Source organism: Pseudarthrobacter sp. AL07, from assembly GCF_029960665.1.
Lineage (GTDB): Bacteria > Actinomycetota > Actinomycetes > Actinomycetales > Micrococcaceae > Arthrobacter.
Genome location: NZ_JASBRB010000035.1, coordinates 1 through 21,557, shown reverse-complemented (window position 1 = coordinate 21,557; position 21,557 = coordinate 1). Strand labels below are relative to the sequence as shown.

18 protein-coding genes are annotated in these 21,557 nt (G+C 65.3%); 11 read left to right on the top strand and 7 right to left on the bottom strand.

Features of this window, described 5'->3' with window-relative positions:
• Positions 1 to 275: 275 nt before the first annotated feature.
• Positions 276 to 746: a hypothetical protein gene (locus QK290_RS17090; RefSeq protein ID WP_282331837.1), complete on the top strand. Its 471-nt coding sequence runs from the start codon at positions 276 to 278 to the stop codon at positions 744 to 746.
• Positions 747 to 886: 140 nt separating this feature from the next.
• Positions 887 to 1,993: a type I restriction endonuclease gene (locus tag QK290_RS17085; RefSeq protein ID WP_282331836.1), complete on the top strand. Its 1,107-nt coding sequence runs from the start codon at positions 887 to 889 to the stop codon at positions 1,991 to 1,993.
• 110 nt (positions 1,994 to 2,103) lie between these two features.
• On the opposite strand, the gene QK290_RS17080 is transcribed toward QK290_RS17085, so the two are convergent.
• On the bottom strand, positions 2,104 to 2,448 hold the full coding sequence (locus QK290_RS17080) for a hypothetical protein (RefSeq protein ID WP_282331835.1): 345 nt from the start codon (positions 2,446 to 2,448) through the stop codon (positions 2,104 to 2,106).
• A gap of 945 nt (positions 2,449 to 3,393) precedes the next feature.
• On the opposite strand from QK290_RS17080, the gene QK290_RS17075 reads away from it, so the two are divergent.
• Both QK290_RS17075 and QK290_RS17070 read left to right on the top strand, forming a co-directional pair.
• A complete protein-coding gene (locus QK290_RS17075; RefSeq protein ID WP_282331834.1) occupies positions 3,394 to 4,629 on the top strand; it encodes an NYN domain-containing protein in 1,236 nt (411 codons plus the stop codon).
• 163 nt (positions 4,630 to 4,792) lie between these two features.
• On the top strand, positions 4,793 to 5,698 hold the full coding sequence (locus QK290_RS17070; protein WP_282331833.1) for an alpha/beta hydrolase: 906 nt from the start codon (positions 4,793 to 4,795) through the stop codon (positions 5,696 to 5,698).
• Positions 5,699 to 5,804: 106 nt separating this feature from the next.
• On the opposite strand, the gene QK290_RS17065 is transcribed toward QK290_RS17070, so the two are convergent.
• On the bottom strand, positions 5,805 to 6,341 hold the full coding sequence (locus QK290_RS17065; protein ID WP_348994480.1) for a GPP34 family phosphoprotein: 537 nt from the start codon (positions 6,339 to 6,341) through the stop codon (positions 5,805 to 5,807).
• 246 nt (positions 6,342 to 6,587) lie between these two features.
• Between QK290_RS17065 and QK290_RS17060 the strand changes: the two genes are divergently transcribed.
• The 5 genes from QK290_RS17060 to QK290_RS17040 are packed head-to-tail and all read left to right on the top strand — an operon-like array spanning position 6,588 to position 12,731.
• The gene (locus tag QK290_RS17060; RefSeq protein WP_282331832.1) at positions 6,588 to 7,487 is read left to right on the top strand and encodes a MurR/RpiR family transcriptional regulator; all 900 of its coding nucleotides are present in this window, start codon (positions 6,588 to 6,590) and stop codon (positions 7,485 to 7,487) included.
• 51 nt (positions 7,488 to 7,538) lie between these two features.
• A complete protein-coding gene (locus QK290_RS17055) occupies positions 7,539 to 8,450 on the top strand; it encodes an NAD(P)-dependent oxidoreductase (protein ID WP_282331831.1) in 912 nt (303 codons plus the stop codon).
• A gap of 55 nt (positions 8,451 to 8,505) precedes the next feature.
• A complete protein-coding gene (locus QK290_RS17050) occupies positions 8,506 to 10,053 on the top strand; it encodes an aldehyde dehydrogenase family protein (RefSeq protein WP_282331830.1) in 1,548 nt (515 codons plus the stop codon).
• A gap of 54 nt (positions 10,054 to 10,107) precedes the next feature.
• On the top strand, positions 10,108 to 11,334 hold the full coding sequence (locus tag QK290_RS17045) for an amidohydrolase (RefSeq protein WP_282331829.1): 1,227 nt from the start codon (positions 10,108 to 10,110) through the stop codon (positions 11,332 to 11,334).
• Positions 11,331 to 12,731: a DUF3100 domain-containing protein gene (locus QK290_RS17040; RefSeq protein WP_282331828.1), complete on the top strand. Its 1,401-nt coding sequence runs from the start codon at positions 11,331 to 11,333 to the stop codon at positions 12,729 to 12,731. The genes QK290_RS17045 and QK290_RS17040 overlap by 4 nt, the downstream gene beginning before the upstream one ends.
• Before the next feature lie 132 nt (positions 12,732 to 12,863).
• Here QK290_RS17040 and QK290_RS17035 read toward each other — a convergent pair whose 3' ends face one another.
• From QK290_RS17035 to QK290_RS17020, 4 genes are all read right to left on the bottom strand, one after another.
• The gene (locus tag QK290_RS17035) at positions 12,864 to 13,532 is read right to left on the bottom strand and encodes a GntR family transcriptional regulator (RefSeq protein ID WP_282331827.1); all 669 of its coding nucleotides are present in this window, start codon (positions 13,530 to 13,532) and stop codon (positions 12,864 to 12,866) included.
• A 44-nt stretch (positions 13,533 to 13,576) separates the two neighbouring features.
• Complete coding sequence (locus QK290_RS17030; RefSeq protein ID WP_282331826.1) at positions 13,577 to 14,563, bottom strand: ornithine cyclodeaminase family protein; 987 nt, start codon at positions 14,561 to 14,563, stop codon at positions 13,577 to 13,579.
• Positions 14,564 to 14,686: 123 nt separating this feature from the next.
• Positions 14,687 to 16,024, bottom strand: a complete 1,338-nt coding sequence (locus QK290_RS17025) for an amidohydrolase family protein (protein WP_282331825.1) — start codon at positions 16,022 to 16,024, stop codon at positions 14,687 to 14,689.
• A gap of 185 nt (positions 16,025 to 16,209) precedes the next feature.
• Positions 16,210 to 17,697 carry an amidohydrolase family protein gene (locus QK290_RS17020; protein WP_282331824.1) on the bottom strand — a complete coding sequence of 496 codons (1,488 nt, stop codon included), beginning with the start codon at positions 17,695 to 17,697 and terminating at the stop codon, positions 16,210 to 16,212.
• An 807-nt stretch (positions 17,698 to 18,504) separates the two neighbouring features.
• On the opposite strand from QK290_RS17020, the gene QK290_RS17015 reads away from it, so the two are divergent.
• Together QK290_RS17015 and QK290_RS17010 are read left to right on the top strand one after the other, a co-directional pair.
• Positions 18,505 to 19,131 carry a hypothetical protein gene (locus QK290_RS17015; RefSeq protein WP_282331823.1) on the top strand — a complete coding sequence of 209 codons (627 nt, stop codon included), beginning with the start codon at positions 18,505 to 18,507 and terminating at the stop codon, positions 19,129 to 19,131.
• A gap of 106 nt (positions 19,132 to 19,237) precedes the next feature.
• The gene (locus QK290_RS17010) at positions 19,238 to 20,470 is read left to right on the top strand and encodes an amidohydrolase family protein (RefSeq protein WP_282331821.1); all 1,233 of its coding nucleotides are present in this window, start codon (positions 19,238 to 19,240) and stop codon (positions 20,468 to 20,470) included.
• Positions 20,471 to 20,512: 42 nt separating this feature from the next.
• Here QK290_RS17010 and QK290_RS17005 read toward each other — a convergent pair whose 3' ends face one another.
• Entirely contained in the window at positions 20,513 to 21,313 is an 801-nt protein-coding gene (locus QK290_RS17005) for a GPP34 family phosphoprotein (RefSeq protein ID WP_282331820.1), read from the bottom strand.
• Positions 21,314 to 21,557: the final 244 nt, after the last annotated feature.

Here is a 21,557-nt window from a genome sequence, read left to right as displayed (position 1 = left end):
ACGGGCACATCCCTACGCGCCAGCCGCCTTCAGCGCACCTCCATTTTCGGATTAGTGAGGGTCTGACATTTAAGCGAGAACGGATTGGGACGTGGGGCCAAAATGGGAGCCGGTCCTTGGCGATCGATGCAACCGCCCGGACCATTTCTCTGTTGTGAAACCATGGGCCCCGCCGGCCCCGCCTCCCCGGACTAAGACAACGCTTCGTGTCCTGATGGCGCCACGAACGACGGCGCGAGGCCCCGCCGTCGCACGGCACGTGGAAGTATTCAGGTATGACTACCGATAATGATGCTGCCAATACTCCGGCGCCAATGGACTCACACGGCACCGACGCCCCGATCGAAGCTAGCCGCGGTTGGGACCACGTCGGCGCCATCATTGTCGATTCCACGCTCCAGCGCCGGCAGAACTACAACGAAACCGTCAAGCCTCGCGTCGAAGCCCTGGTCGAGGAATGGCCGGATGCCGCCACGACGAGCGGGTTCCGGCAGCACCTGAATACGGGGAAGCTCTCCGAAGTCATCGACTGGCCGTCGCCTGGCCGCCTGGCCCAAGTAGAGGACATCACGCGCGTGTTCGAGCGTCTCGGCATCGAAACGGTAGCGGAACTCCGCGGCGCGCTCAGTGATCAGACCAAGGGTGAAGCTCTCCGGGAAGCCCTAACGGAGGTGCGGCACGTCAGTCCCAAAACGCTGGATTACATTGGCGCGCTGAGCGGGATCTCAACGGCTGCGCCCGAGTAGAAGCCACCTGCACCTCCCGGCGAGCTGAAGCCTGTGAACGAGAGGAAAACCCTGGTTGGCAAGCGGTAGACCCGAATCCATTGAGTTCTGAGAGTCCTGCGTTACGGTAAGCAGCACCATCAGTTTTTCAAGGGGGAAAAATGGAGTTTCCAGAAAAGCTCTCGGCTTTGGCAGCAAAGGTGCGCCAGCAGCGAGAAGTAATCCAGAGCGAAGAGGCAACAAAGAACGCGTTTGTGATGCCCTTCATTTCAACGATTCTTGGCTATGACGTCTTCAATCCAATGGAAGTGGTGCCGGAGTTCACCGCCGATGTGGGCCTGAAAAAGGGCGAGAAGATCGATTATGCGATCGTCAAAGACGGCGAAGTCCAGATCCTTATCGAGTGCAAGAAGTCCACGGAGCCGGTGAAAATCGAGCACGCATCACAGCTCTTCCGCTACTTCGCCGTGACGAACGCGCGCATCGCGATCCTCACCAATGGCGAGGTGTACCAATTCTTCACGGATCTCGATGCTCCGAACCGGATGGACGCGAAGCCCTTCCTGGTCCTAGTCCTCACGGACATAGATGAGTCCCTGATCCCGGAGCTGCAGAAGCTGTCCAAGGACGTCTTTGACCTCGACTCGATCATCAATGCCGCCGGTGAACTGAAGTACATCGGCGAGTTGAAACGGACATTGGCGGCGCAGTTCAGGGAACCGGAGGACGAATGGATCAAGTTCCTCACCGGCCGCGTCTATCCCGGCGCGTACACGCAGAAAGTGCGTGAGCAGTTCACGGCGCTAGTGACCAAGGCGTCCAAGCAGTTCCTCAACGACCAGGTGAACGAGCGTCTGAAGAAAGCCCTCGGCGCCCCGGGCTTCCCGCAGGCTGAGGACGCGGCCGCAAGTGTCACGAGCGCGCCGGTGGCGGAAGCCGACCTGGCAAACGCTGACTCCCTAGAGACCACCCTTGAGGAGATCGAAGGCTACCAGATCGTCCGTGCCATCGTCTGCAGCGAGGTGAAGCCCGCCCGCGTGGTCCAGCGCGATGCCAAGTCCTACTTCGCCGTGCTGCTGGATGATAACAACCGCAAACCGATCGCACGCCTGCACTTCAACCGGACGCAGAAATACATCGGGATCTTCGACGACAACAAGGAAGAAACGCGCGTCCCTATTTCCTCCCTCGAGGAGATCTACGAACATACCGAAGCCCTCCGCGCCAGTGTGAAGAGTTACCTCAGCGCGTCGCCTTCAATCAACTGAGCGGCCACGCGAAGCTTCGTTGAACTGGGCCAGCGGACGACGGCGGGAGGTCCCGCCGTCGTCCGCCTGCGTTTGGTGCCGTTCCCTATGTCAAGCCGCACCATACGAGGTCAGGCCGCCAGCGGCACGTCGAAAAGCTGCTTTGCAAGCCGGATGAGGTGCCGGGGAGCGTCTGATTCATCCCCGCGGCTTCCGTGCCCGAGGAATACCGCGGTCCCGTTGAAGGTGTCGTCGAGATAGACGCCTGCTTCGCGGATGAGCACTTCGGCCCGCGCGTTCTGGGGCAGGCGGTTTCCCTCGTCGTTCAAGTAGACATGCCAGTCTCTGCTGGTGATGGCTTCAATGTTTCCTGCGACCAGTTTCTGCAGGGCTGCCATGACCGTGTCCACGGTTTCGATGCGCACTGGTTGAGTGAGGTGCGCGGGGACGATCAGGGCGTTGTATGTGGTGTTCATGGTCTTGTCCTTGCGACTGAAACGATGTTCTCAGCTGCGGCCTCAGGCCGGCAAAGTGGTGGCGGGCAGCCGAACGGGGCTAGGAGTCTCGCATCCGGCTGCCCGCGTTTATTAACGCTGGTTTTTGCGCGGCTTTGCGAACAGAGTTTCACTGGTTTCGTTTTTAGCTTTTTTGTCGGCTCTTTTTTCGAGAATAGACTTTCCCGGCTTTTTGGCACTGACGCTCTTGGGCGATTTTCCTGACATTGGAATCACACCTTTCTTTGTTTGTATCTACCCGATACCATACACACTTATATTTTTAATGCCAGTTTCCAGAAAATCACCACAAGGCGGTGAAAAGGACTCCCTGCGGCACGCACACCGGCATTGGGCGTCTTACAGGCGCGCTCTGCTGCCCCCGGTGGCTGCCGTCACGGCTTTTTCGGATTCCCGGTTTAAAAACTCCGTTAGGAAATGTAGATTTGCTCAACTGGCCGGGCGTCGACCTCTTGAGCTGACCGTCCAGAGTTTCGCTCCATAAATGCGTAGAGTACTCGCGTGCAGACCAGGCTATTTACTGCTGCTGTTCAGAACATTAATTCCCGGATGCGAAATTGCACCCCCGCACAAGATTCTTTGACCGCGAGGACGACTCCTACCGCATCGGACTGAGGACGGCCTTCTGGGCGGCCCCGGCGACCCGTGGAATGGAAGTTGTGGACGTCCTGAGCCCTTTGCTCAAGACCTGCGGGACACCACGGGTGAGACCTCGCGTTTGTTCAAATCGGAACAGCATAGCCGCGGTGGGGTGGCCATGGCGGAGACTCACCATGCGCTTCGCCGCGAGATGCATCTGGGCAAGATTGCCCCGCTGTATGCAGGTTCGGCCGGGCTGGTCAACACGAGTGGCGTGGCGCAGCCGGTACGGTCGCCAGTTGGCGCCGATACTGCCAAACTAAGCCAATGAATGACGCCCTCTCACCCTCCCGCAGGCCAGGCATCCGGGCTGCGATGTTTGTTGATTTCGACAATGTCTTCACCGGCCTGCAGGCGCTGGATCCACTGGCGGCGAAGCGCTTTGCCGAAGACCCGAAGCACTGGGCAGACGCGTTGTCAGCAGGCGGTTCCGGGGAGGACGCCCGCAGGTTCCTGATCCGCAACTGCTACCTGAATCCGGTGGTGTACTCGAAATACAGAACATACTGGACCCGGGCCGGCTTCCGTGTGATCGACTGTCCGTCGCTGACGCAGCGTGGCAAGAGCAGTACGGACATCAACCTGGTGCTTGACGCCATGGACGCACTGTCCGGCAACGTTGGCATCGAAGAGTTCTTCATCGCTTCCGCTGACGCCGATTTCACGTCCCTGATCCAGCGGTTCCGGGCCGCTGACCGGATGACCACAGTCATCGCGGCCGGCGCCGTAGCTTTTGCCTACCGGGAGATGGCGGATCACGTAGTGGAATCGCACGACTTCGTCGCCATCCTCAACGGCTCAACCGTGGAACCGGTCCATACGGTGGCGTCCGGGAAACAGCCGGCTGTCCCGCCGGCGGGGAAGGCGAAGGCCAAGTCCGCTTCGCCCGCCGTCCGTGAGGTCCTCGGGTTTGTCCGCGCCGCCCCGGGTCCGGTGAACGGCGCGATGGTGGCCCACCGGGCACTCACGGCTGAGCCCTCCCTGAAGACAGACTGGGGCGGCTGGGGAAAGTTCGGGACCTGGGTGTCCCAGATCGGCCAGGGTATGGAATACTCCCCGGCGCAAGGCGGCTGGGTCTGGGACGCGAAGCGGTTCTCGAACGAGGATCTTCCGACGCCCGCTGACCTCCAACCCGGCATCGAGGAGCAGGTCACCAGGGTCACGGATGTGCCCGCACTTTCAGCAGCCCAGTTCCGGCAGATGTTCCAAGCCATGGCAGCCAGGCTCCGCGAGCATCCGCTCAACCGCACCGAACTGTCCCGCATGGTGCGGGACGACTGCGTCACCGCGGACCAGCCGGTCTCCCGCAACGCCGTTAGCTTTGTCCTTCAAGGCCTGGCCTACGTCAATTTTCCGCTCACCGACGAAGCGACGGCCGAAGGCCTGGCCGCAGCCTGGACCGCGAACGTGGAGGAACTCTGCCGGGTGGCGCTGCTGGAATTCGACGCCGCCGAGAAGCTCGCCGTCCGGCGCTGGGCCAGCGGCGGATTACTCGACGCCTGACACAGGAGAAGCGGACGATGGCGGGACCTCCCGCCGTCGTCCGTTTCCGCTTGGTGCCCAAGCCAGGCAGCTGTGCTCGGCATCTCCGGTCCAGGTACGCCGCGGCTCCGAATCCTTTGTAGACATCAACAGTATTGGCAGAGACCACCAGAGGAAGGCGGGCATGAGCGTTCGGCAGGAATCCGCGGCGAGGGCGGGCACGCTGCAGCGGCACATCATTCCCACCGGACTGGGCCCGTGCACGGTGCGTGTCCAACTCGGCACCGGGTTTCCAGCGTCCGGCATCCCGGAGGTTTACCTTCACGGCGCCGCGGGATCCTGGACCACTTTTGAGCCGCTGCTGTCCGCAGCGTCGCCCCGGGATCGTGTCCTGATCGATCTGCCGGGCTGGGGCGAATCCACCGCGGGTGCCCGGCTGGAGCACTTCGGCATCGAGGCGATGGCGTGCGCAGTCACCGAGGTGCTGAACGGGCTCGGCTACGCGCGGTGGAACCTCGTGGGCCACTCCATGGGAGGCTTCCTGGCGTTGCATATTGCCGCGGTTTGGCCGGAGCGGACCGCCAGCGCGGCCGCCATTTCGGCCACCACATTCGGCGTGTCCGAGGCCGCCCGCCAGCCACTGCGCAACCTGTCCCGGTTCCCGGCGTTTGTCGGCATGAGACTGCTGATGCGCTCAATGGCGGCCCTCGGTCCGGCGGGCCTGGTAGTGGTCCGTGCAGTCGGTGCCACACCCGTGATGGGACCGTTGATGTCACCGTTCTTCGCAGATCCCGCACGCATCCCCGCGTCCGTGATCCGTGGGCTCGGCCATGACGCCCGCCCGGCCAGCTTCTCCGCGGCGGCCCGGGCTGTGGCGCACTACGACTTTGACCAGTGGCGCGGCATCCGCTGCCCCGTCCTGGCCACCCGCGGGGACACTGACGTGTTCACGTCCCTTTCCGACCTGGACCGCCTTGCCGCCACAGTTCCGAACGTCCGGACCGTGACGATCCCCCATTGCGGCCACTTCGCCAACGTCGAGCAGCCGCAGCACGTACAGCAACTGCTGACGGACCTGTGGTCACAGTGAAGTCAGCACTATGGTGCCGGGCAGCGCTGGGCCAGCGGCAAAATAGCGGACGCCTGAGAACCCGAGACGCCGACGACGGCGGAACCTCCCGCCGCGGTCCGCAGTCCTACGTTGCGGCTTCTGCCTCCGCCAGTCTGATCATGCGCAGCTCGCCGGCCACCGCGCGGGACGGCCAATAGTCATTCGCCAGTTCCCTCGCATGGCCCTGATCCACTGCCGGGAAGATCTTCCCGAGCAGCTCCGCCGAGTAGAGCAGTGCCGTGAGCGCGGTAGTCCGAGGATCGGGGATTCCACCCCGGAGCGCGCCTTCGATCCTTTTCAGCAGCGCCGCCTCCGGAGCGTGGTTCTTCTCCGGGTAGCGTGTGGTCCTGAACAGACCAAAGTGCCTTTCGCCCACATGTTCCACGATGCCCAGCGACGCCATCCCCTCATAGACCCGGTGCAGCTCGGCGCGGCTCTCCAGCATCGAGACCCACCGTTTGGGAGTGTGCGGGCGCGACTTGTCCCGGATGATCTCCAGCTGGTGCTGGAAGTCCGTATGCGGGGTGGCGCCGGTAGCCCTGACATGCTTCCCCTGCAGCTCGATTGCACCGAGCAGGTCCAGCTCGGCCAGGATCGCACCGGCCAATGCGGCCCTGAGCACGGCTGCGGAACGGCGGACTGGCCGTCCTTGTCATTGGTGGCCAGGAGGAGGAAAGCCTGGGGCAGGCTTAGCTCCCCGCTCTTCTGAATGTTGGCATCCATATGATCATGGTGGACCCGCCGGGCCACCCACCACAACGATGATTTACAAACCGGAAACGAAAACCACTATTCGCAATCGAAATTGCAGAGTACATTTAATGCAATCAGCCTTGCAGAGTGATGAACGTTACAGAAGAGGTCCGGTTTGAACACCAACGCGGTCGATCTTGAAGCCGGTACAGCAGGCGACAGCAGCACCGGAAACCTTACGCACGCCTGGCTCGGCGACGTGTTCCCCGACGTTCCGCTGTCCAAGGCCCAGAGCCGGGTGGTGGATGTCATCGGCCGCAATCCGCAGCTTTCCTCCTACGCCGACATCGCCGAAATTGCCCAGCGCGCCGATGTCAACAACTCCACGGTGGTCCGCGCCGCCCAGCACCTGGGCTACCGCGGCTGGCCCGACCTCCAGCGGGAACTGCGCGCCCGGTACCTCGTGATGATCTCCACCGAGGACACCCTGACCGAGCACGGCGAACACCGCAGCCCCCTGCACGACGCGATCAACCACGACATCGAGAACCTGCGCCTGACGCTGGACTCCAACACGGCCGACGACGCCGAGGCCGCCATTGCTGCCATGGCCGCCGCGAAGTCCATCACCGTCGTCGGGCTTGGCTCCTTCGCCGGCCCCGCCAGCGTGATGGCGCACCTGGGCTCCACGATGGGGTACCCCATCACCTTGGAGAACCGCGGCGGCGTCCACCTGGCTTCCAGCACCAACACCCTTGGCCCCGGGGATGTACTGGTGGTCATCAACATGTGGCGCTCCATCCGGCAGATCATTGTCACCGCCGAGGCCGCGAAGCAGGCGGGCGCCACGGTCATTGCCATCAGCGACATGCGCCGCGGCCGCCTCGCAGCAGCGGCCGACCACCTCCTGGTGGTGGCCTCGGAAGGGATCTCCTTCTTCCAGTCCGTCACCGGCGCAAACTCCCTGGTCTACGGCCTGCTCGCGGGCATGGAGGCGGCGCACCCCGAACGCAGCCGCACCGCCATCCGCCGCACCCAGCAGCTCTGGAAAGACCTGGACATCTATCTCGACTGACCCCGGCACCACTGACAGGCCCCACACCGCATACCTTTCCCAGGAGTTTTTATGAACACCAGCACCCACCGCCGCGTCGCCGTCATCGGCCTCGGCGCCATGGGCGGGGCGATGGCCGCCACCCTCCACCGCGCCGGCTGGGACGTCACCGGTTTCGACCCGTCAGAGGCCGCCCGGGCTGCCGCTTCCGAAGCAGGAATCGCCACCACCGCCAACCTCGCGGACGTCGCCGGAACCGCCTACGCAGTCCTCTCCCTCCCCGCGGCCAGCATCGTAGAAACCACTGTGCCCCAGCTCCTGGCCGCACCGGGAACGGTCGCCATTATCGATACCACCACCTCCGAACCGGGCACCAGCAAGCACATGGCAGAGCTGGCGGAAGCACAGGGGGCAGCCTTCGTGGACGCGCCGGTGTCCGGCGGCCGCGACGGCGCCGCAACCGGATCCCTGAGCGCCTTCGTCGGCGCAACGGAGGCCGCCCTCACAGCGGCCGAACCTGTCCTGCTCGCCCTCACCGGCGGCAAGTACAGCCACATCGGCGGCCCCGGCAGCGGCAACGTGGTCAAACTCCTCAACAACGTCCTGGCCGCGGCCAATCTGGTCTCCGTGGGAGAGGCCCTCAGCGTCGCCAAGGCCTACGGCATCGATCCCGCCACGGCCGCCGCCAGCATCAGCGAAGCCTCCGGCGGCAGCAAAGTCTCCGCGAACATGTATCCGAACTGGGTCCTCAGCGGCACCCACAATTCGGGCTTCTCGCTGGGCCTGATGGCACGCGATGCCGCCCTCGCCGTGGAGGTCGCCGCGCAGATCGGCGAAAAGCCGGCACTGCTCGCCGCCGTCGCAGGCCAGTGGCAGGAGGCCTTGGCCGCCCTCGGGCCGCGGGCCGACTTCACCGAAATCGCCAGGACCGTCGCCCCAGCCATCACGCCCGCCGGCGCCCCCAGCACCAGCCCGGACAACTAAGCACCGCTCCCGTCGCTTAAGCAGCCACTCCCCCCAGCCCCGAAGGACCACCATCTTGAGCATCACAACAGCACCCGCCTCCTCCTCGGCAGCCACCGCCCGGGCCGTCCTGGACGCAGCCTTCCCGGCCGGCCTCGGCGCCTTCGTTGACGGCAAAGTAGTCTCCGGCAGCGGCGAGAGCATCACGCTCACCGCGGCCGCCACCGGCGAACCCTTTGCCACCTACGCGGACCCCGGCGCCGAGGGTGCCAACGCCATCCTGGAAAGCTCGACGGCGGGCGCGGCGGTCTGGGGCGGGCTGAACGGTTTCGAACGGGCAGCCATCCTCCGCAACGTCAGCCGCGTCGTCGAGGAGCACGGCGAGGAACTCGCCATCCTCGAGTCCGCCACCACCGGAAAACCCATCCGCGACGCCCGCGTTGAAGCCGCCAAGGTGGCCGAAATGTTCGGCTACTACGCCGGCTGGGCGGACAAGTTGACCGGCCAGACCATTCCCGTTCCCGGGCCGTGGCACACCTACACCGAACGTGTGCCGTGGGGCGTCGTTGTCGCCATCACCCCCTGGAATGCTCCGCTGTTCACGGCGGGCTGGAACTCCGCCGCCCCGCTGGCCGCCGGCAATGCCGTGATCATCAAGCCCAGCGAATTCACCCCGGCCTCCTCGGTCCGGCTCGCCCAGCTGGCCCACGAAGCGGGGCTGCCGGCAGGCGTCTTCAACGTCGCCGCAGGGCTGGGCCAGACCGTGGGCGCCGCCCTCACCACCGACCGCCGCGTCGGCAAGATCAGCTTCATCGGCTCCGTCCCCACCGGCCGCCAGGTGGCCGTAGCGGCAGCGCAGGCCGGGATCCCCGCGTTGCTGGAGCTCGGCGGAAAGAGCGCCAACATTGTGTTTGCCGACGCCGACCTGGACCGGGCCGCGGACGGCGCCGTTTCGGCGATCTTCTCCGGCGCCGGCCAGTCCTGCGTGGCCGGATCACGGCTCCTCGTGGAGCGCGGCGTCTACGCACAGTTCGTTGAAATGGTCGCCGCGAAGGCTGCCCTCCTGCGCGTCGGCGACCCGCTGAGCGCGGACACCGAGGTGGGCCCCATCATCACCGCCCAGCAGTTCGCCACCGTCAACACCCTGATTGAGGCCGGAATGCACGACGGCGGCCGCCGGGTAACGGGGGCCGCGCTTCCGGACGCGCTGGCCGGGTCCGCGTTGGCCGGCGGGCACTGGGTCATGCCCACCCTGCTGGACGGCGTCACGCCGTCGAACCGGCTCGAAACCACGGAGGTCTTCGGCCCGGTGGTGGGTGCGGATGCGTTCGACACCGAGGCTGAGGCCATCGCGCGCGCCAACAACACCAATTTCGGCTTGGCTGGTGCCGTGTGGACCTCGGATGTTTCCCGGGCGCACCACATTGCCCGCGAGGTGAAGGCCGGTACGTTCTGGATCAACTCCTATAAAACCATCCACGTGGCGGTCCCGTTCGGCGGCTTCGGCGATTCCGGTCACGGCCGTTCCTCAGGCCCCGGGGTCCTGGACGAGTACACCCAGACGAAGGCCATCTGGGTGCCCACGCAGGCGGCAGGCTCCCCCTTCCCCTCGCTGTCCTACTAAAGCGTCCTACTAAATCGTCCTCCTCATGCGTCCAACTGAAGCAGGCAGGTATTTATGGAACTGACAGACACAACCCCCGCGATGGCGACTCTCCGCGCCGCCCTAGCGGTCGGCGTCGAACGCTGGAAGCCCCGGGTGCAGGACCTGGCGCGCGAAATCCACGCGCACAAGGAGATCTCTTTCGAGGAGGTCCGCTCCGCCGAAGCGATAGCAGCCCTGCTGGCAGAGGGTGGCTTTGCGGTGGAACGCGGCACCGGCGGCCTGCCCACCGCCTTCACGGCCAGCGCCGGCCGCGGTGAACTGACCGTCGCGCTGTGCGTGGAATACGACGCACTCCCGGACATCGGCCACGCCTGCGGACACAACCTGATCGCGGGCGCCTCCGTCGCAGCGGCCCTTGCGCTGCAGCCCTACGTCGACGAACTGGGCATCACACTGAAAGCCATCGGAACGCCCGCCGAGGAACACGGCGGCGGCAAGGTGCTCATGCTGGAACAGGGGGCGTTCGACGGCGTCGGGCTGGCTTTGATGGTCCATCCCGTCCAGGACGGCCTGACGTACAACCCGGCGGGGACCAGCGCCCAGGCCGTGGGCCGGTACAAGGCGACGTTCACCGGGAAGGCCGCGCACGCTGCGGCAGCCCCGCACCAGGCCGTGAACGCAGCCGATGCAGCCGTGCTGAGCCAGGTGGCCGTCGGCCTGCTCCGGCAGCAGATCCCCGGCGACCACCGCATCGCGCTGTACGTTGCCGAGGCCGGACACGTCACGAACATCATTCCGGACCGGGCGGTGGTCCAGTTTGAGTGCCGGGCCTTTACCCTGCCGGAATACGAGGCGCTGCTGGAGCGGGTCCGCCGCTGCTTCGAAGGCGCCGCGCTGGCCACCGGAACCACGCTGGAAATCGAGGCAACGGAGCCCCTCTACGAACCACTGCTCCAGGACGACGCCCTGGCTGCGCACTGGACGGCGGCGATGGACGCGTTCGGCAAGGACACCTCGCCCTCGGCCGGCCTCAGCGGCGGGTCAACCGACATGGGCAACATCTCCCAGGTCATCCCGTCCCTGCATCCCTGGCTCAGCATTCCCGGGGCCAACGTACCCATCCACTCGCACGCGTTCGCCGCGCTGGCGGACACCCCCGAGGCGTACGGCGTGATGTTCGAGGCAGCCGCCGCGCTGGCCTGGACCGTCGCCGCCGCGGCCTCGACCCCCACCGAACGGGAACGCTTCACCAAAGCGGCATACCGCCGTCGTACTCTCACTCAGGAAGGCACATCATGAGTACCAGCACCACAACCACGCGGATCGATAAAGCTGGTGCCCGGCTGACGCTTCCGGTCGCCGCCTTGGCCTTTGTCATTGCGCTGGCCGTCCAGTTCATCGGCCAGGCCAAGATCGATATCGGAATCGGCGCAATCGTCATCTTCCCCATGGTCTGGGGCCTCATCCTGGGGCTCCTGGTTTCCATCCAGAAGTGCAAGCCCCTGGGCCTGGACCTGCAGCGGATCGCCGCTGCGCTGGTGGGCGTGGCCGTGCTGCTGCTGGTGGCCAGGCTGGCGTTCAACATCGGGCCCAGCCTCCCCAGCCTGATCAAAGCAGGGCCGGCCCTGCTGCTGCAGGAAGTGGGGCACCTGCTGGGCACCATCATGCTGGCGCTCCCCCTGGCCGTCCTGCTCCGGATGGGCAAGGCAACGGTGGGCGCTACGTTCTCCCTTGACCGGGAGCCTTCCTTCGCCATGGTCTCCGAAAAGTACGGCCCCGACTCGGACCAGTACCGCGGAGTGCTGGCCATGTACGTCTTCGGAACGCTGTTCGGCGCCGTGTACATCACGCTGCTCACCTCACTGGTGGCCAACTGGAAGATCTTCGATCCGCTGGCCCTGGCGATGGGCGCCGGCGTGGGATCCGGCTCCATGATGGCGGCGTCCTCGGCCAGTATCATCGCGGCCTATCCGGCGGACCAGGAAGCCATCCTGGGCATGGCGGCGGTGTCCAACCTGATCACCACCATCCTTGGCGTCTACGTAGGCATCTACATCGCGCTGCCGCTTGCGGACCGTTTCTACAGACTCCTCACCCGCCGGCAGACCCGCGAAGCCGCCGCGGTTGCAGCCGGGGCACCCGGGGCTCCAGGCGCATCCGGGGCCCCCGCCGAGCGCGGCCAGGCCGACATTGAGCGGGACGAGGCCCAGGCCGAAGAAAACCGGCGCTTCCGCGAGCGCGTGGCCGAATCCTCCGCAGCCATCAAGCTCCCGCTGTGGCTGTCCCTGTCGGTCCTCACGGTCCTCGGCATCGGCACGGCGTCGGTGGCGGCCAAGGGCTTCAGCCTCACGATCGTCGCCGGGTACGGAATCATGCTGGCCCTGGTCCTGGTCAGCATTGTCCTGGCGAAGATCACGAAGAAGATCTCGGCGATCGTCTACATCACCACGATCGGTGCGTACATCTCCAGCCCATGGTTCTTCGGGGCGGCAGCGCTGACCGCGGTCATCAAGACGGTCGACTTCCTGTCCATCGCCACGGTGATGCTGACACTCGCTGGCCTGTCTTTGGGCAAGGACATCCCCTTGCTGAAGAACATCGGCTGGAAGATCATCCCGGTGGGCCTGGTGGCCATCACGGCGTCCTTCCTGCTTTCCACCGTGATCGCGGAGTTCGCACTCGGGCTCTGGCACTAACATGCAACGCGGGGTCACTTACGGCCCAATAATGGGCACCTATTGGGCCAAAAGTGACCCCGCGTTGGGCCACCCGTCCCCGCTGCTTTCGCGGCCAAGGTGAGCTGACGACGGCGGGACCTCCCGCCGTCGTCAGCTTTCGGGCAGGCGCCCGGCCAGTCCTTGGAGCGACGGTTCACGGCCCAGCTCCACATGCGCGAAGGCCAGCGCCGCCGCCAGGTCCGGCTTGCCGTCATAAATGGCCTGGCACAGGCTCAGGTGCTCCGCACACTGAACCTGGGGGTCACGGTGACCGGTCAAAGTGAAGAGCCACTGCATTCTGCCCAGCAGGGGCTTCATGGAGTACTCCAGGAGCGAGTTGCCCCCCATCGCCACGATCTCCGCGTGCAGGGCCGTATTGCTGAGCGGGATCTGCGCATGGTCGTGGCGCAGGGTTGCTTCTTCTGCCTGGTCCATCATCTGCTGCAGCCGCGACGACGGCTGGCCTCTTGCCGCGGCCTGGGCCGCGAGGCGTGCGGCGAGGACTTCCAGGCTGAGCCGCACCTCAAAGAGCTCGTTGACGTCGCGCAGGGTGATCTGCTTGACGGTGGCACCACGCCGGGGGGAGGCGTCGATGAAGCCTTCGGCTGCGAGCTGCTGGAGTGCTTCCCGGACGGGCACCCGGGAAACAGCCAGAGTCTGGGACAGGTCACGTTCCCTGAGCCGGGACCCTGGCGCGAAGTCGCCTGAGATGATCAACTCCCGGATCCGTTCCCGGGCAGTATCAGCCGAGGACGCCGGGGCTTCCGCTTGGACTGTCATTCATGCCTCCCGTTATTGCTGCGACATCATACGTCCGCGCTTACTCAGTTATTCAGCTCCACGCGGGTGCCAATCCCCTGGTTGAGCGCGGCGTCGTACAGGAGACGCCCGATGGCAAGATCCTGCAGACCGATACCAACCGAGTTGAACAAGGTTACGTCCTCATCACCCAGGCGACCTGCTTTTGTTCCCGCCGCCACGTCACCGAGCTCGGCTACCACGTCCTCAAAGCCCATCACACCTTCGGCCACCGGGATGATCAGCCCGCCGGATTTGGCCCTGGCCGTGGCCAGGCTGTCCACAAAGACCATTGCCCTCACCATGCCCGCCGAATCAATCTCCCGGTGGTCCGCCCGCGGACGGGATCCGACGGCGTTCACATGAAGTCCGGGCTTGAACCACTCGCCCTTAACCAAAGGCTCAACGGCCGGTGTGAGGGTGCACAGCACGTCGGCAGACTCCACCACGTCCCGGACGCTGGCCGCCCGCGTGACGTTCAGGCCGTAATGGGAAATCTGGTCACAGAAGCCGGCGACCGTGTCCGCGGAACGTGACCACACCACGACGTTTTCAATCGGCAGGACGGCCAGCATGGCTTCCACGTGTGCCACGGCCAGGGCACCTGCACCGACCAGTCCCAGGGTGGTGCTGCCGGGCCTCGCGAGGAGCTTCGTCGCCACGGCACTGGCGGCGGCAGTACGGACCCGGGTGGGGACTTTGCCGTCCAGGATGGCCAGGGTTTCGCCGGTTAGCTGGGAGACAAGCATGATGGTGGACCGCTGCGTGGGCAGGCCGGACTCCCGGTTTGCCGGGATGTCCGCCAGTAGTTTGACGGACGCGAGCTCCTCGGCGCTGGACAGTGCTGCCATCGGCAGGAACCTCGCGTCCGAGGACGGCAGGAGGAGCGAGTCCGGCGCCGGCTGAATGGCGGTGCCCCGGCTGAGGCCGGCAAAGACGCGTTCGACGGCGGCAATGGTCCCAGGCATATCGGCGAGGGTCTGGAGCTCGGAGGCTTTAAGAATCAAGGTCATGGGTGGCTTTCTGGGTTGGGAGGGCGCGTTTGCCCGGGTAGCTCGGGCAGCTCGGGCAGCCCGGGCAGCCCGGGCAGGAGGAACGTGGGAGGGGACAGCGTCGCGCTTTTCCGTAACGACCGGTCAGAGGTCATTCCGGACAAGGACTCCCTGCGCCACCACGGCCCTGATTTCTTCCAGGGCCGAGGCATTGTTCAAGGGATCAGAATCCACGATGATCGCGTCTGCAAAGGAACCGCGTACCAGGCGTCCTGCACTCTCACTCCAGCCGAGCAGGGCGGCGGCGTTGACTGTCGCGGCCCGGAACGCGTCCAGCGGTGAAAGCCCGGCCTCAGCAAGCAGACGCGCTTCTGTGCCTATGGGGGTCACATCGGAACCGAAGGAGTCCGTCCCTGCTACCACCGTCACACCCGCTTCATGGGCAGCCCTTACAGCAGCTTTGATGATGGGCGTGTACTCCGTGCCGCGGGCAGCAAGGATCGGGTTGGAAGAGCCTGCCATGCTCGTGATGGCGTCCAATGTGGGTGTGAAGTAAGTGCCACGGCGGGCCATCCGGGAGATGGTCTCCTCACTGACGAAGACGCCGTGCTCGATGCTGCGCACACCGGCCCGGACGGCACCGTCTATCCCCTCTGCGCTGTAGGCGTGGCAAAGCACGCCTGCTTTGCCTGCGGCCTGGACCACTGCAGAGAGCTGTTCGTAGTTGTAGACCAGTTCGCGGGGGTCTTGTTCCGCAAGGCCTGCCCGGGGATTGGCCCGGGTCTTGATCACCTGGGCACCGCGTTTGAGGTTGACGCGGGTGAGGTAGGCAAGGTCCGTCGGTGCCGTGACTCCCCCGGACAGGGATGCGAGCGGTGCAAGGTCCGGGTCTGCCAGGAGCGAGTCCCCAAGATCGGGTGAGATGAACAGCCCGGCGGGACTCATCCGCGGCGAGGCGCCGGCAGCCCAGGCAGGCAGGGCAGCGAGGGCCACGTCCTGATAGAAGCTGCTTGAACCGCTTCTGACACTGGTCGCTCCGCCCTGCAGGATGGCCCGCGCATCCGAGAGCGCGTTCGCATGAACATGCACGTCGATAAGGCCGGGAAGGACCCACCGGCCGGAGGCATCCACGATGCGGGCACGGCCGGCAAGAGCGGCTACCGCACGCCGTGTTTCCTCCCGGGTGCCGACCGCGGTGACCTTTCCTCCTTCCAGCACAAGGACCCCGTCCTGCATTGCGTTGCCCGTCTTGGGGTCCACTATGGTGCCGCCCTCGATGATCATGGGCTGGGGCGAAGCGGGGCGGCCCGGGTAGCCGGGGCCTGATGCATTGCCCGCTGCCCTCGCTGCCGGGGCACTTCCAAGCTGGGCAGCCAGACTCGCCACCGAGATTCCCGCCAGGGCGGCCGCCCCGGCCAGGATGCCGCGGCGGGGAACAGCAGCTGGCGGCAGGACAGCGGAGCTGTGATCGTGCAGGCACATGGTTCTCTCCAATGGGAAGGCCCTGGCGCAGGCGCGGGTCCGGTGGCAATAGGTCAAAATCGTGGTTCCACCGAGGGCGGACAGGCTTCACCACAGGGTGCTGGAAGCCCTCGAGCAACTTCATTCTATCGCTTTTGGTATACCAAGCCAAAAGTGACCGAATGAAGAGCCGAAGGTTGCGGTCGTTACCGGACAGCCACCGGCTGAGCGACTTCCGCGCGTGGATAGGTGGGCGGAAACAGCTCGTCAGGCTCCCGGAGCCGGGCGTCCCGTACCGAGTAGGCCGCCCGCATCGCGTCGAACAGCCGCTGCCCCTCAACCCGCAGCACGTCGAGGTCAATGCCTGGAAGGGCGCCGGCAACCACGACCGGGCGCCCTGCCACGAAGGTGTCGGTCACCTGGCGTGCGGTCCCGTTGAGCACAAGCGTCCGCAGCGGGTCTTCGACGACGCCGTCGCCGAAGCTGGTCAGGGAGACCACCGTAATGTCGGCCTGCATGCCGGGGGCAAGCCTCCCCAAGTCAGCCCGCCCAAGGGCCCGTGCGCCGCCGAGGGTCGCGGCGTCGAAATAGTCCGCCAGGGTCCCGGCGTCAGGCCTCCCCTCGACCAGCCGGGTCAGGTGCATGCCAGCGTCCATGCCGCGCACAAGATCCGGCGGGAAGGAGTCAGTACCCAGGCAAATGTTGATGCCTGCCTCGCGGAAACGGTCGAATGAAACAAGCTGCTTCTGGTAGCGGAACGATGTCAGCGGGCAATGGACAATGCTGACGCCGTGGCGGGCCAGCGTGTCAAGCGGGCCGCCCGGCGCTGACGCGGCCGGGTCCTTGCCGTCGATCACCACACCATGCGGGATGAGAAGCCGCGCGCCGAACAGGCCGGTGGATTCGAGCAGTTCCAGGACGCCGCGGCCAGTGGATTGCTGCAGGAGCTCCTCCTCAAGCGGGGACTGGAGGCAGTGGAGCCGGACCAGCGAGTCCCGTTCCCTGGCGACCCGCGCTGTCTCCCGCATCAGGTCTTCGGACAGCGTCTCAATGCGGCACGGCAGCAGGGCCCCGGTGACGAGCGGGTCTGCGAGACCCGCGGTGTAGTCCATGAAGCGCTCTGCGTCACGCAGGCCTGCAAGCCCCCGGGCCTCGTCGAAGTGGACCTCGCGGTCGCCTGCTGCGGTGATGACATGGACCCCGGAACGGTAGGCCGGCCCCAAGTAGCCGCGCAGTCCGATCCGGCGGCTTGTCTCCGCCATGTCCACAAGCTCATCGAGGCCTTCAGCCCAGGAACTGTGGATTTCCGAGGCGATCGGCATGTAGGTCGTGATGCCGTGCAGGGCGAGCTGCGCCAAGGCGAACTCGCGGACCGTGGCGCGCTCCGAGGGCGTGAACACGTCCCGGTGACGGTTGGCGAAGTAGTCCTCTGACCACAGGTGGCCGGCGGCGACATCGGGCGATGGCCACGAGTCCAGGATAAGGTGATCGATGTCGGCGAGGGCGTCGAGGTCTATCAGGCCGGGCATGACCAAACTCTGGCCATAGTCGAGCTCCTCATCGACCGGGCCCCCGTAGTTGCGCCCCGCGAAGACGATGGAATCCCCCTCGAAGACAACTTCGCCGTCCTCGATGAGCGTGTGCCCTGTTCCGTCGAACCCCAGTACGTACCGGGCCGAGATTTTCTTGTACAACGTGCCTCCTTGGTAGCAGCGGATAAATGTGACTTGCCTCTCAATGGGTACGAGTATACAGTCACTTGGTATACCAAGAACCAGGTTCCGCAATGCGGGATGTTTTAGCCATCACGATCGGCACTCACAAGTTCCAGCTTGGCCCGGCCCCAATCGTCCTGATGCCCATCCTGTGGACCGTGCTCATCGGCGGATTCCTCGGTGTCCAGAAATGGAAACCCATCGGCGGGCGTGCCCGTGCGGTGTCCACCCACCTGATGGACGTATCCATAGTCTTCTTTTTGGCAGGTCTGGGCACTCAGATAGGCCCGTCGTTGACGAAGTTCACCGGCCTCGGCCCCGCGATACTCCTACAGGAGGTGGGACACGTGGTGGGCACGGTAGTCCTGGCCCTGCCGGTCGCGGTGGCCCTTGGCCTGGGCCGCACTGCGATCGGCGCCACCTGGTCGATCGACCGTGAGTCCTACCTTGCCTTCGCCATCCAGCGCTTCGGCGTCCGCTCCCCCGAATACCGTGGCGTGTTCGCTGTGTGGGTGCTGGGCAGCGTTTTTGGCGCCGTGTTCATCTCCCTCCTGGCCGGTCTGCTCGGCGGAATGGACTTCTTTGGTCCCCGGGCGCTCGCGTTGGGCCTGGGACTGGGGTCCGCCTCCATGATGCTCGGGGGCGTGGGCGCCCTGTCCATCCTGTATCCGGAGATGGCCGGGGAGATCATGGCCCGCGCCGCACTGTCCAACCTCGTCACCAACATCGTCGGCTTCTTACGCAGGTGTCTTTATCGCGCTGCCCATGTGCCAGAAGCTTTACAAGATGTGGTCCCGCATTTTCGGGCGGGACGACCTTGGCCGCCGTGTCCGCCGCGGCGCCCTCATGGGCGCTGCGGCCGGAACCCAAGCGGGCAGCTCAGGCCCGGCACACCCGGGCGGCGGAGTGCCCGAGTCCGGCGAGGCCTCGGGCATCGACACCGTGGACGTCAACAGCATCGAAGAGGATCCCGTTGTTATCCGGACAGCCAGGACGTGGCTGATCGCTTTCGCCGCGACCGGGGTGGCCGGCTTCCTGCTCAACGCCCTCGGTACAGGTTCACTGCTGCCACTGGATCCCGTCGGCGTACTCATCCTGCTGGCCCTCACCGCCATCGCGCTTGTGCTCGCCAAGCTCGTCCCGGTGGTTCCGTCCAGCATCTGGGTCCTGGCTCTGGCAACCATCGCCTCCGCGACGTTCCTGCCCATTGGCCCCTTCGTTGCCTCCGCTACGCAGCACATCAGCGTCCTCTTCGCCGGCCTGCCCATGATTGCCCTGATCGGAATGTCGCTTGGCCGTGACGTCAAGGCCCTGCGCTCACTGAGCTGGAAGGTCGTCATCGTCGCCCTCATGACGTTCAGCGCGAGCTTCGTCGCCGCAGCAGCCATCGCGCAGGCTGCGTTCCACTTCTAGCTAGTACATGATTCTTCCAATACATGCTGCGGTAGGGGAGGCACCGGTCCCGCGGGATCGGTACCTCCCCAGCCGTCATTCATTACCCAGCCGAAAGGAATGAACAATGCTCATTACTAACGTCCGCCCCTGGGGCGGGGACGCCGTAGACCTTGAAGTTCGCCAAGGGCGGATCGCGGCCGTTCACCCCGCGGGGACCGCCGTCGTAGCAGCAGTCGCCGACGGCGGCGCGGTCGACGGACGGGGCCGGATCGCCGTGCCCGCGTTCACCGACGTGCACGTCCATCTCGACTCCACCAGGATCGGGCTGCCGTTCCGGGAGCACACCGCCTCGCCCGGCGTGTGGAACATGATGTGCAACGATCGGGAAAACTGGCGCGACACCCCCGCCCCCTACGGCGATGTAGTGCGGGGAACGCTGGAACGAATGATTGCGCGGGGCACCACTCGCGTCCGTTCCTACGCCCAGATCGACGTGGACTGCAAGCTTGAGCGCTTCGAGGCAGTCATGGCCGCGAAACAGCACTTCGCCTACGCCGCCGATGTAGAAGTCATGGCCTTCCCGCAGGCAGGCCTGCTGCTGGAGGACGGCACTGTCCCGCTCCTTGAGGAGGCCCTCCGCGCAGGTGCGACAACCATCGGCGGCATTGATCCCTGCCAGCTGGACCGGGACCCGGTCCGCCATCTGGACATCGTCTTCGGTCTGGCGGAGAAGTACGGCGTCGACGTCGACATTCATTTGCACGAGCCTGGCCACCTGGGGGTCTTCAGCGCGGAACTGATCTTCGAACGCACCCGTGCGCTGGGGATGGAGGGACACGTGTCGCTGTCCCACGCTTACGATCTCGCCAATGTCCACCCCGATGTGACCGCTCGGCTTGTGGAGCAGATGGCCGATCTCGACGTTGCCTGGGCGACGGTCGCCCCGGCAAGCGGCGGGTCGCAATTCGACCTCGCCCGGATGACCGAAGCGGGGATCCGTGTCGGTTTGGGCGAGGACGGGCAGAGGGACTACTGGAGCCCCTACGGCAATTGCGACATGCTCGACCGCACGTGGCAGTTGGCCTTCACGCACCGGCTGCGCAAGGACCGGCTGATCGAGCACTGCGCGGCGATCGCCACCGTCGGAGGCGCATCCATCATGGACCGAACCGTCCAGCGCCTCAGCAGTCCCGACGACCGGCCGGGCCTGGCTCCCGGAGATCGGGCGGACATCGTCCTGGTTGATGGCGAGACCATCACAAGCACCGTCATGGACCGCGGCGCCGACCGCACCGTCATCCACGATGGCCGGCTCGTCGCCGACAACCTGGAGGTTCTTCCGAACCCGGCCGCATAAGAACGTCCGACCGCTCCCGTGCCTAGCGGTCTGCGGGCAGCTTCACAGGTTTGCCGCTTCTTGCTCCGCTAGCCTGATCATCCGAAGTTCGTCCTCCACCGCACGGGACGGCCAATAGTCCTTCGACAGCTCATTAGCCCGGGTCAGATCTGCCGCCGGGAAGAGCTTGCCGAGCATTCCGGCCGCCTGAAGCAGAGCGATCAGCACGATAGTCCTGACTTCGGGTGCCTTGGAATCATGCTTGGCAGCGGGCTTAGCGGAATCTGACGTCCCCGCATCAAGCGCCTCCGCATCGGTCGTCCCTGCGTCAAGCGCCTCCGCATCGGTCGTCCCCGCATCAGAGCCGGCATCGGTCGCCGTAGTTTCGGGCGGCTCAAGATCGGACGGCGCACCGCTGAGGGCGGCCTGGATCTTTTCCAGGAGCGCCGCCTCCGGAGCGTGGTCCTTCTCCGGGTACCGCACGGCCCGGAACCTGCCCAGGTGCTTTTCGCCGACATGTTCCACAATCCCCAGCGACGCCATGCCCTCGTAGACACGCTGCACTACGGCGCGGCCCTCCAGCATGCCTACCCATCCCTTGGGAGTGTGGGGCCGGGATTTGCCACGGATGACTTCGAGCTCGCGCCGGAATTCTGTTTCCGGGGCCTCGCCGGTGTCCCTGACTCGCTTCCCCTGCAGTTCGATCGCACCGATCAGGTCCAGCTCGGCCAATATCGCCCCCGCCACAGTGGTCCTGAGTGCGAACACCGGCACTTCGGGCTTTCCGTTCACGTCGTTCGTTGCCAGAAGAAGGAAGGCCTGGGGAAGGTTCAGCTCCGTCGCCTTCGGGGTTTCAACGTCCATACGAACATGGTGGCCCAGTTGGGCGCCCACCACAATGACGAATTAGAGGAAGCAGGAGCAGACGACGGCGGGACGTCCCGCTGTCGTCCGCTCAGAGTTGTGCGGCTATTGAGTTATTTCTTGACGACCTCCAGATCCGATCACGGCGCCGGCAGCGCGAGCCGAAGTTCGGAGCCGCTCGCCTTCGCGCCTAGTAGTACTTAGTTAGGTCGGCGTGGCGGCTTTTAATCCCTGACCGATCCTG

Bases quoted from the DNA above. Each gene is read 5' to 3' on its own strand.
- QK290_RS17035 (WP_282331827.1), bottom strand. From the start codon at position 13,532: ATGACAGTCCAAGCGGAAGCCCCGGCGTCCTCGGCTGATACTGCCCGG.
- QK290_RS17005 (WP_282331820.1), bottom strand. From the start codon at position 21,313: ATGGACGTTGAAACCCCGAAGGCGACGGAGCTGAACCTTCCCCAGGCC.
- QK290_RS17090 (WP_282331837.1), top strand. From the start codon at position 276: ATGACTACCGATAATGATGCTGCCAATACTCCGGCGCCAATGGACTCA.
- QK290_RS17045 (WP_282331829.1), top strand. From the start codon at position 10,108: ATGGAACTGACAGACACAACCCCCGCGATGGCGACTCTCCGCGCCGCC.
- QK290_RS17085 (WP_282331836.1), top strand. From the start codon at position 887: ATGGAGTTTCCAGAAAAGCTCTCGGCTTTGGCAGCAAAGGTGCGCCAG.
- QK290_RS17010 (WP_282331821.1), top strand. From the start codon at position 19,238: ATGCTCATTACTAACGTCCGCCCCTGGGGCGGGGACGCCGTAGACCTT.
- QK290_RS17040 (WP_282331828.1), top strand. From the start codon at position 11,331: ATGAGTACCAGCACCACAACCACGCGGATCGATAAAGCTGGTGCCCGG.
- QK290_RS17025 (WP_282331825.1), bottom strand. From the start codon at position 16,024: ATGTGCCTGCACGATCACAGCTCCGCTGTCCTGCCGCCAGCTGCTGTT.
- QK290_RS17070 (WP_282331833.1), top strand. From the start codon at position 4,793: ATGAGCGTTCGGCAGGAATCCGCGGCGAGGGCGGGCACGCTGCAGCGG.
- QK290_RS17030 (WP_282331826.1), bottom strand. From the start codon at position 14,563: ATGACCTTGATTCTTAAAGCCTCCGAGCTCCAGACCCTCGCCGATATG.
- QK290_RS17080 (WP_282331835.1), bottom strand. From the start codon at position 2,448: ATGAACACCACATACAACGCCCTGATCGTCCCCGCGCACCTCACTCAA.
- QK290_RS17015 (WP_282331823.1), top strand. From the start codon at position 18,505: ATGTGGTCCCGCATTTTCGGGCGGGACGACCTTGGCCGCCGTGTCCGC.
- QK290_RS17055 (WP_282331831.1), top strand. From the start codon at position 7,539: ATGAACACCAGCACCCACCGCCGCGTCGCCGTCATCGGCCTCGGCGCC.
- QK290_RS17075 (WP_282331834.1), top strand. From the start codon at position 3,394: ATGAATGACGCCCTCTCACCCTCCCGCAGGCCAGGCATCCGGGCTGCG.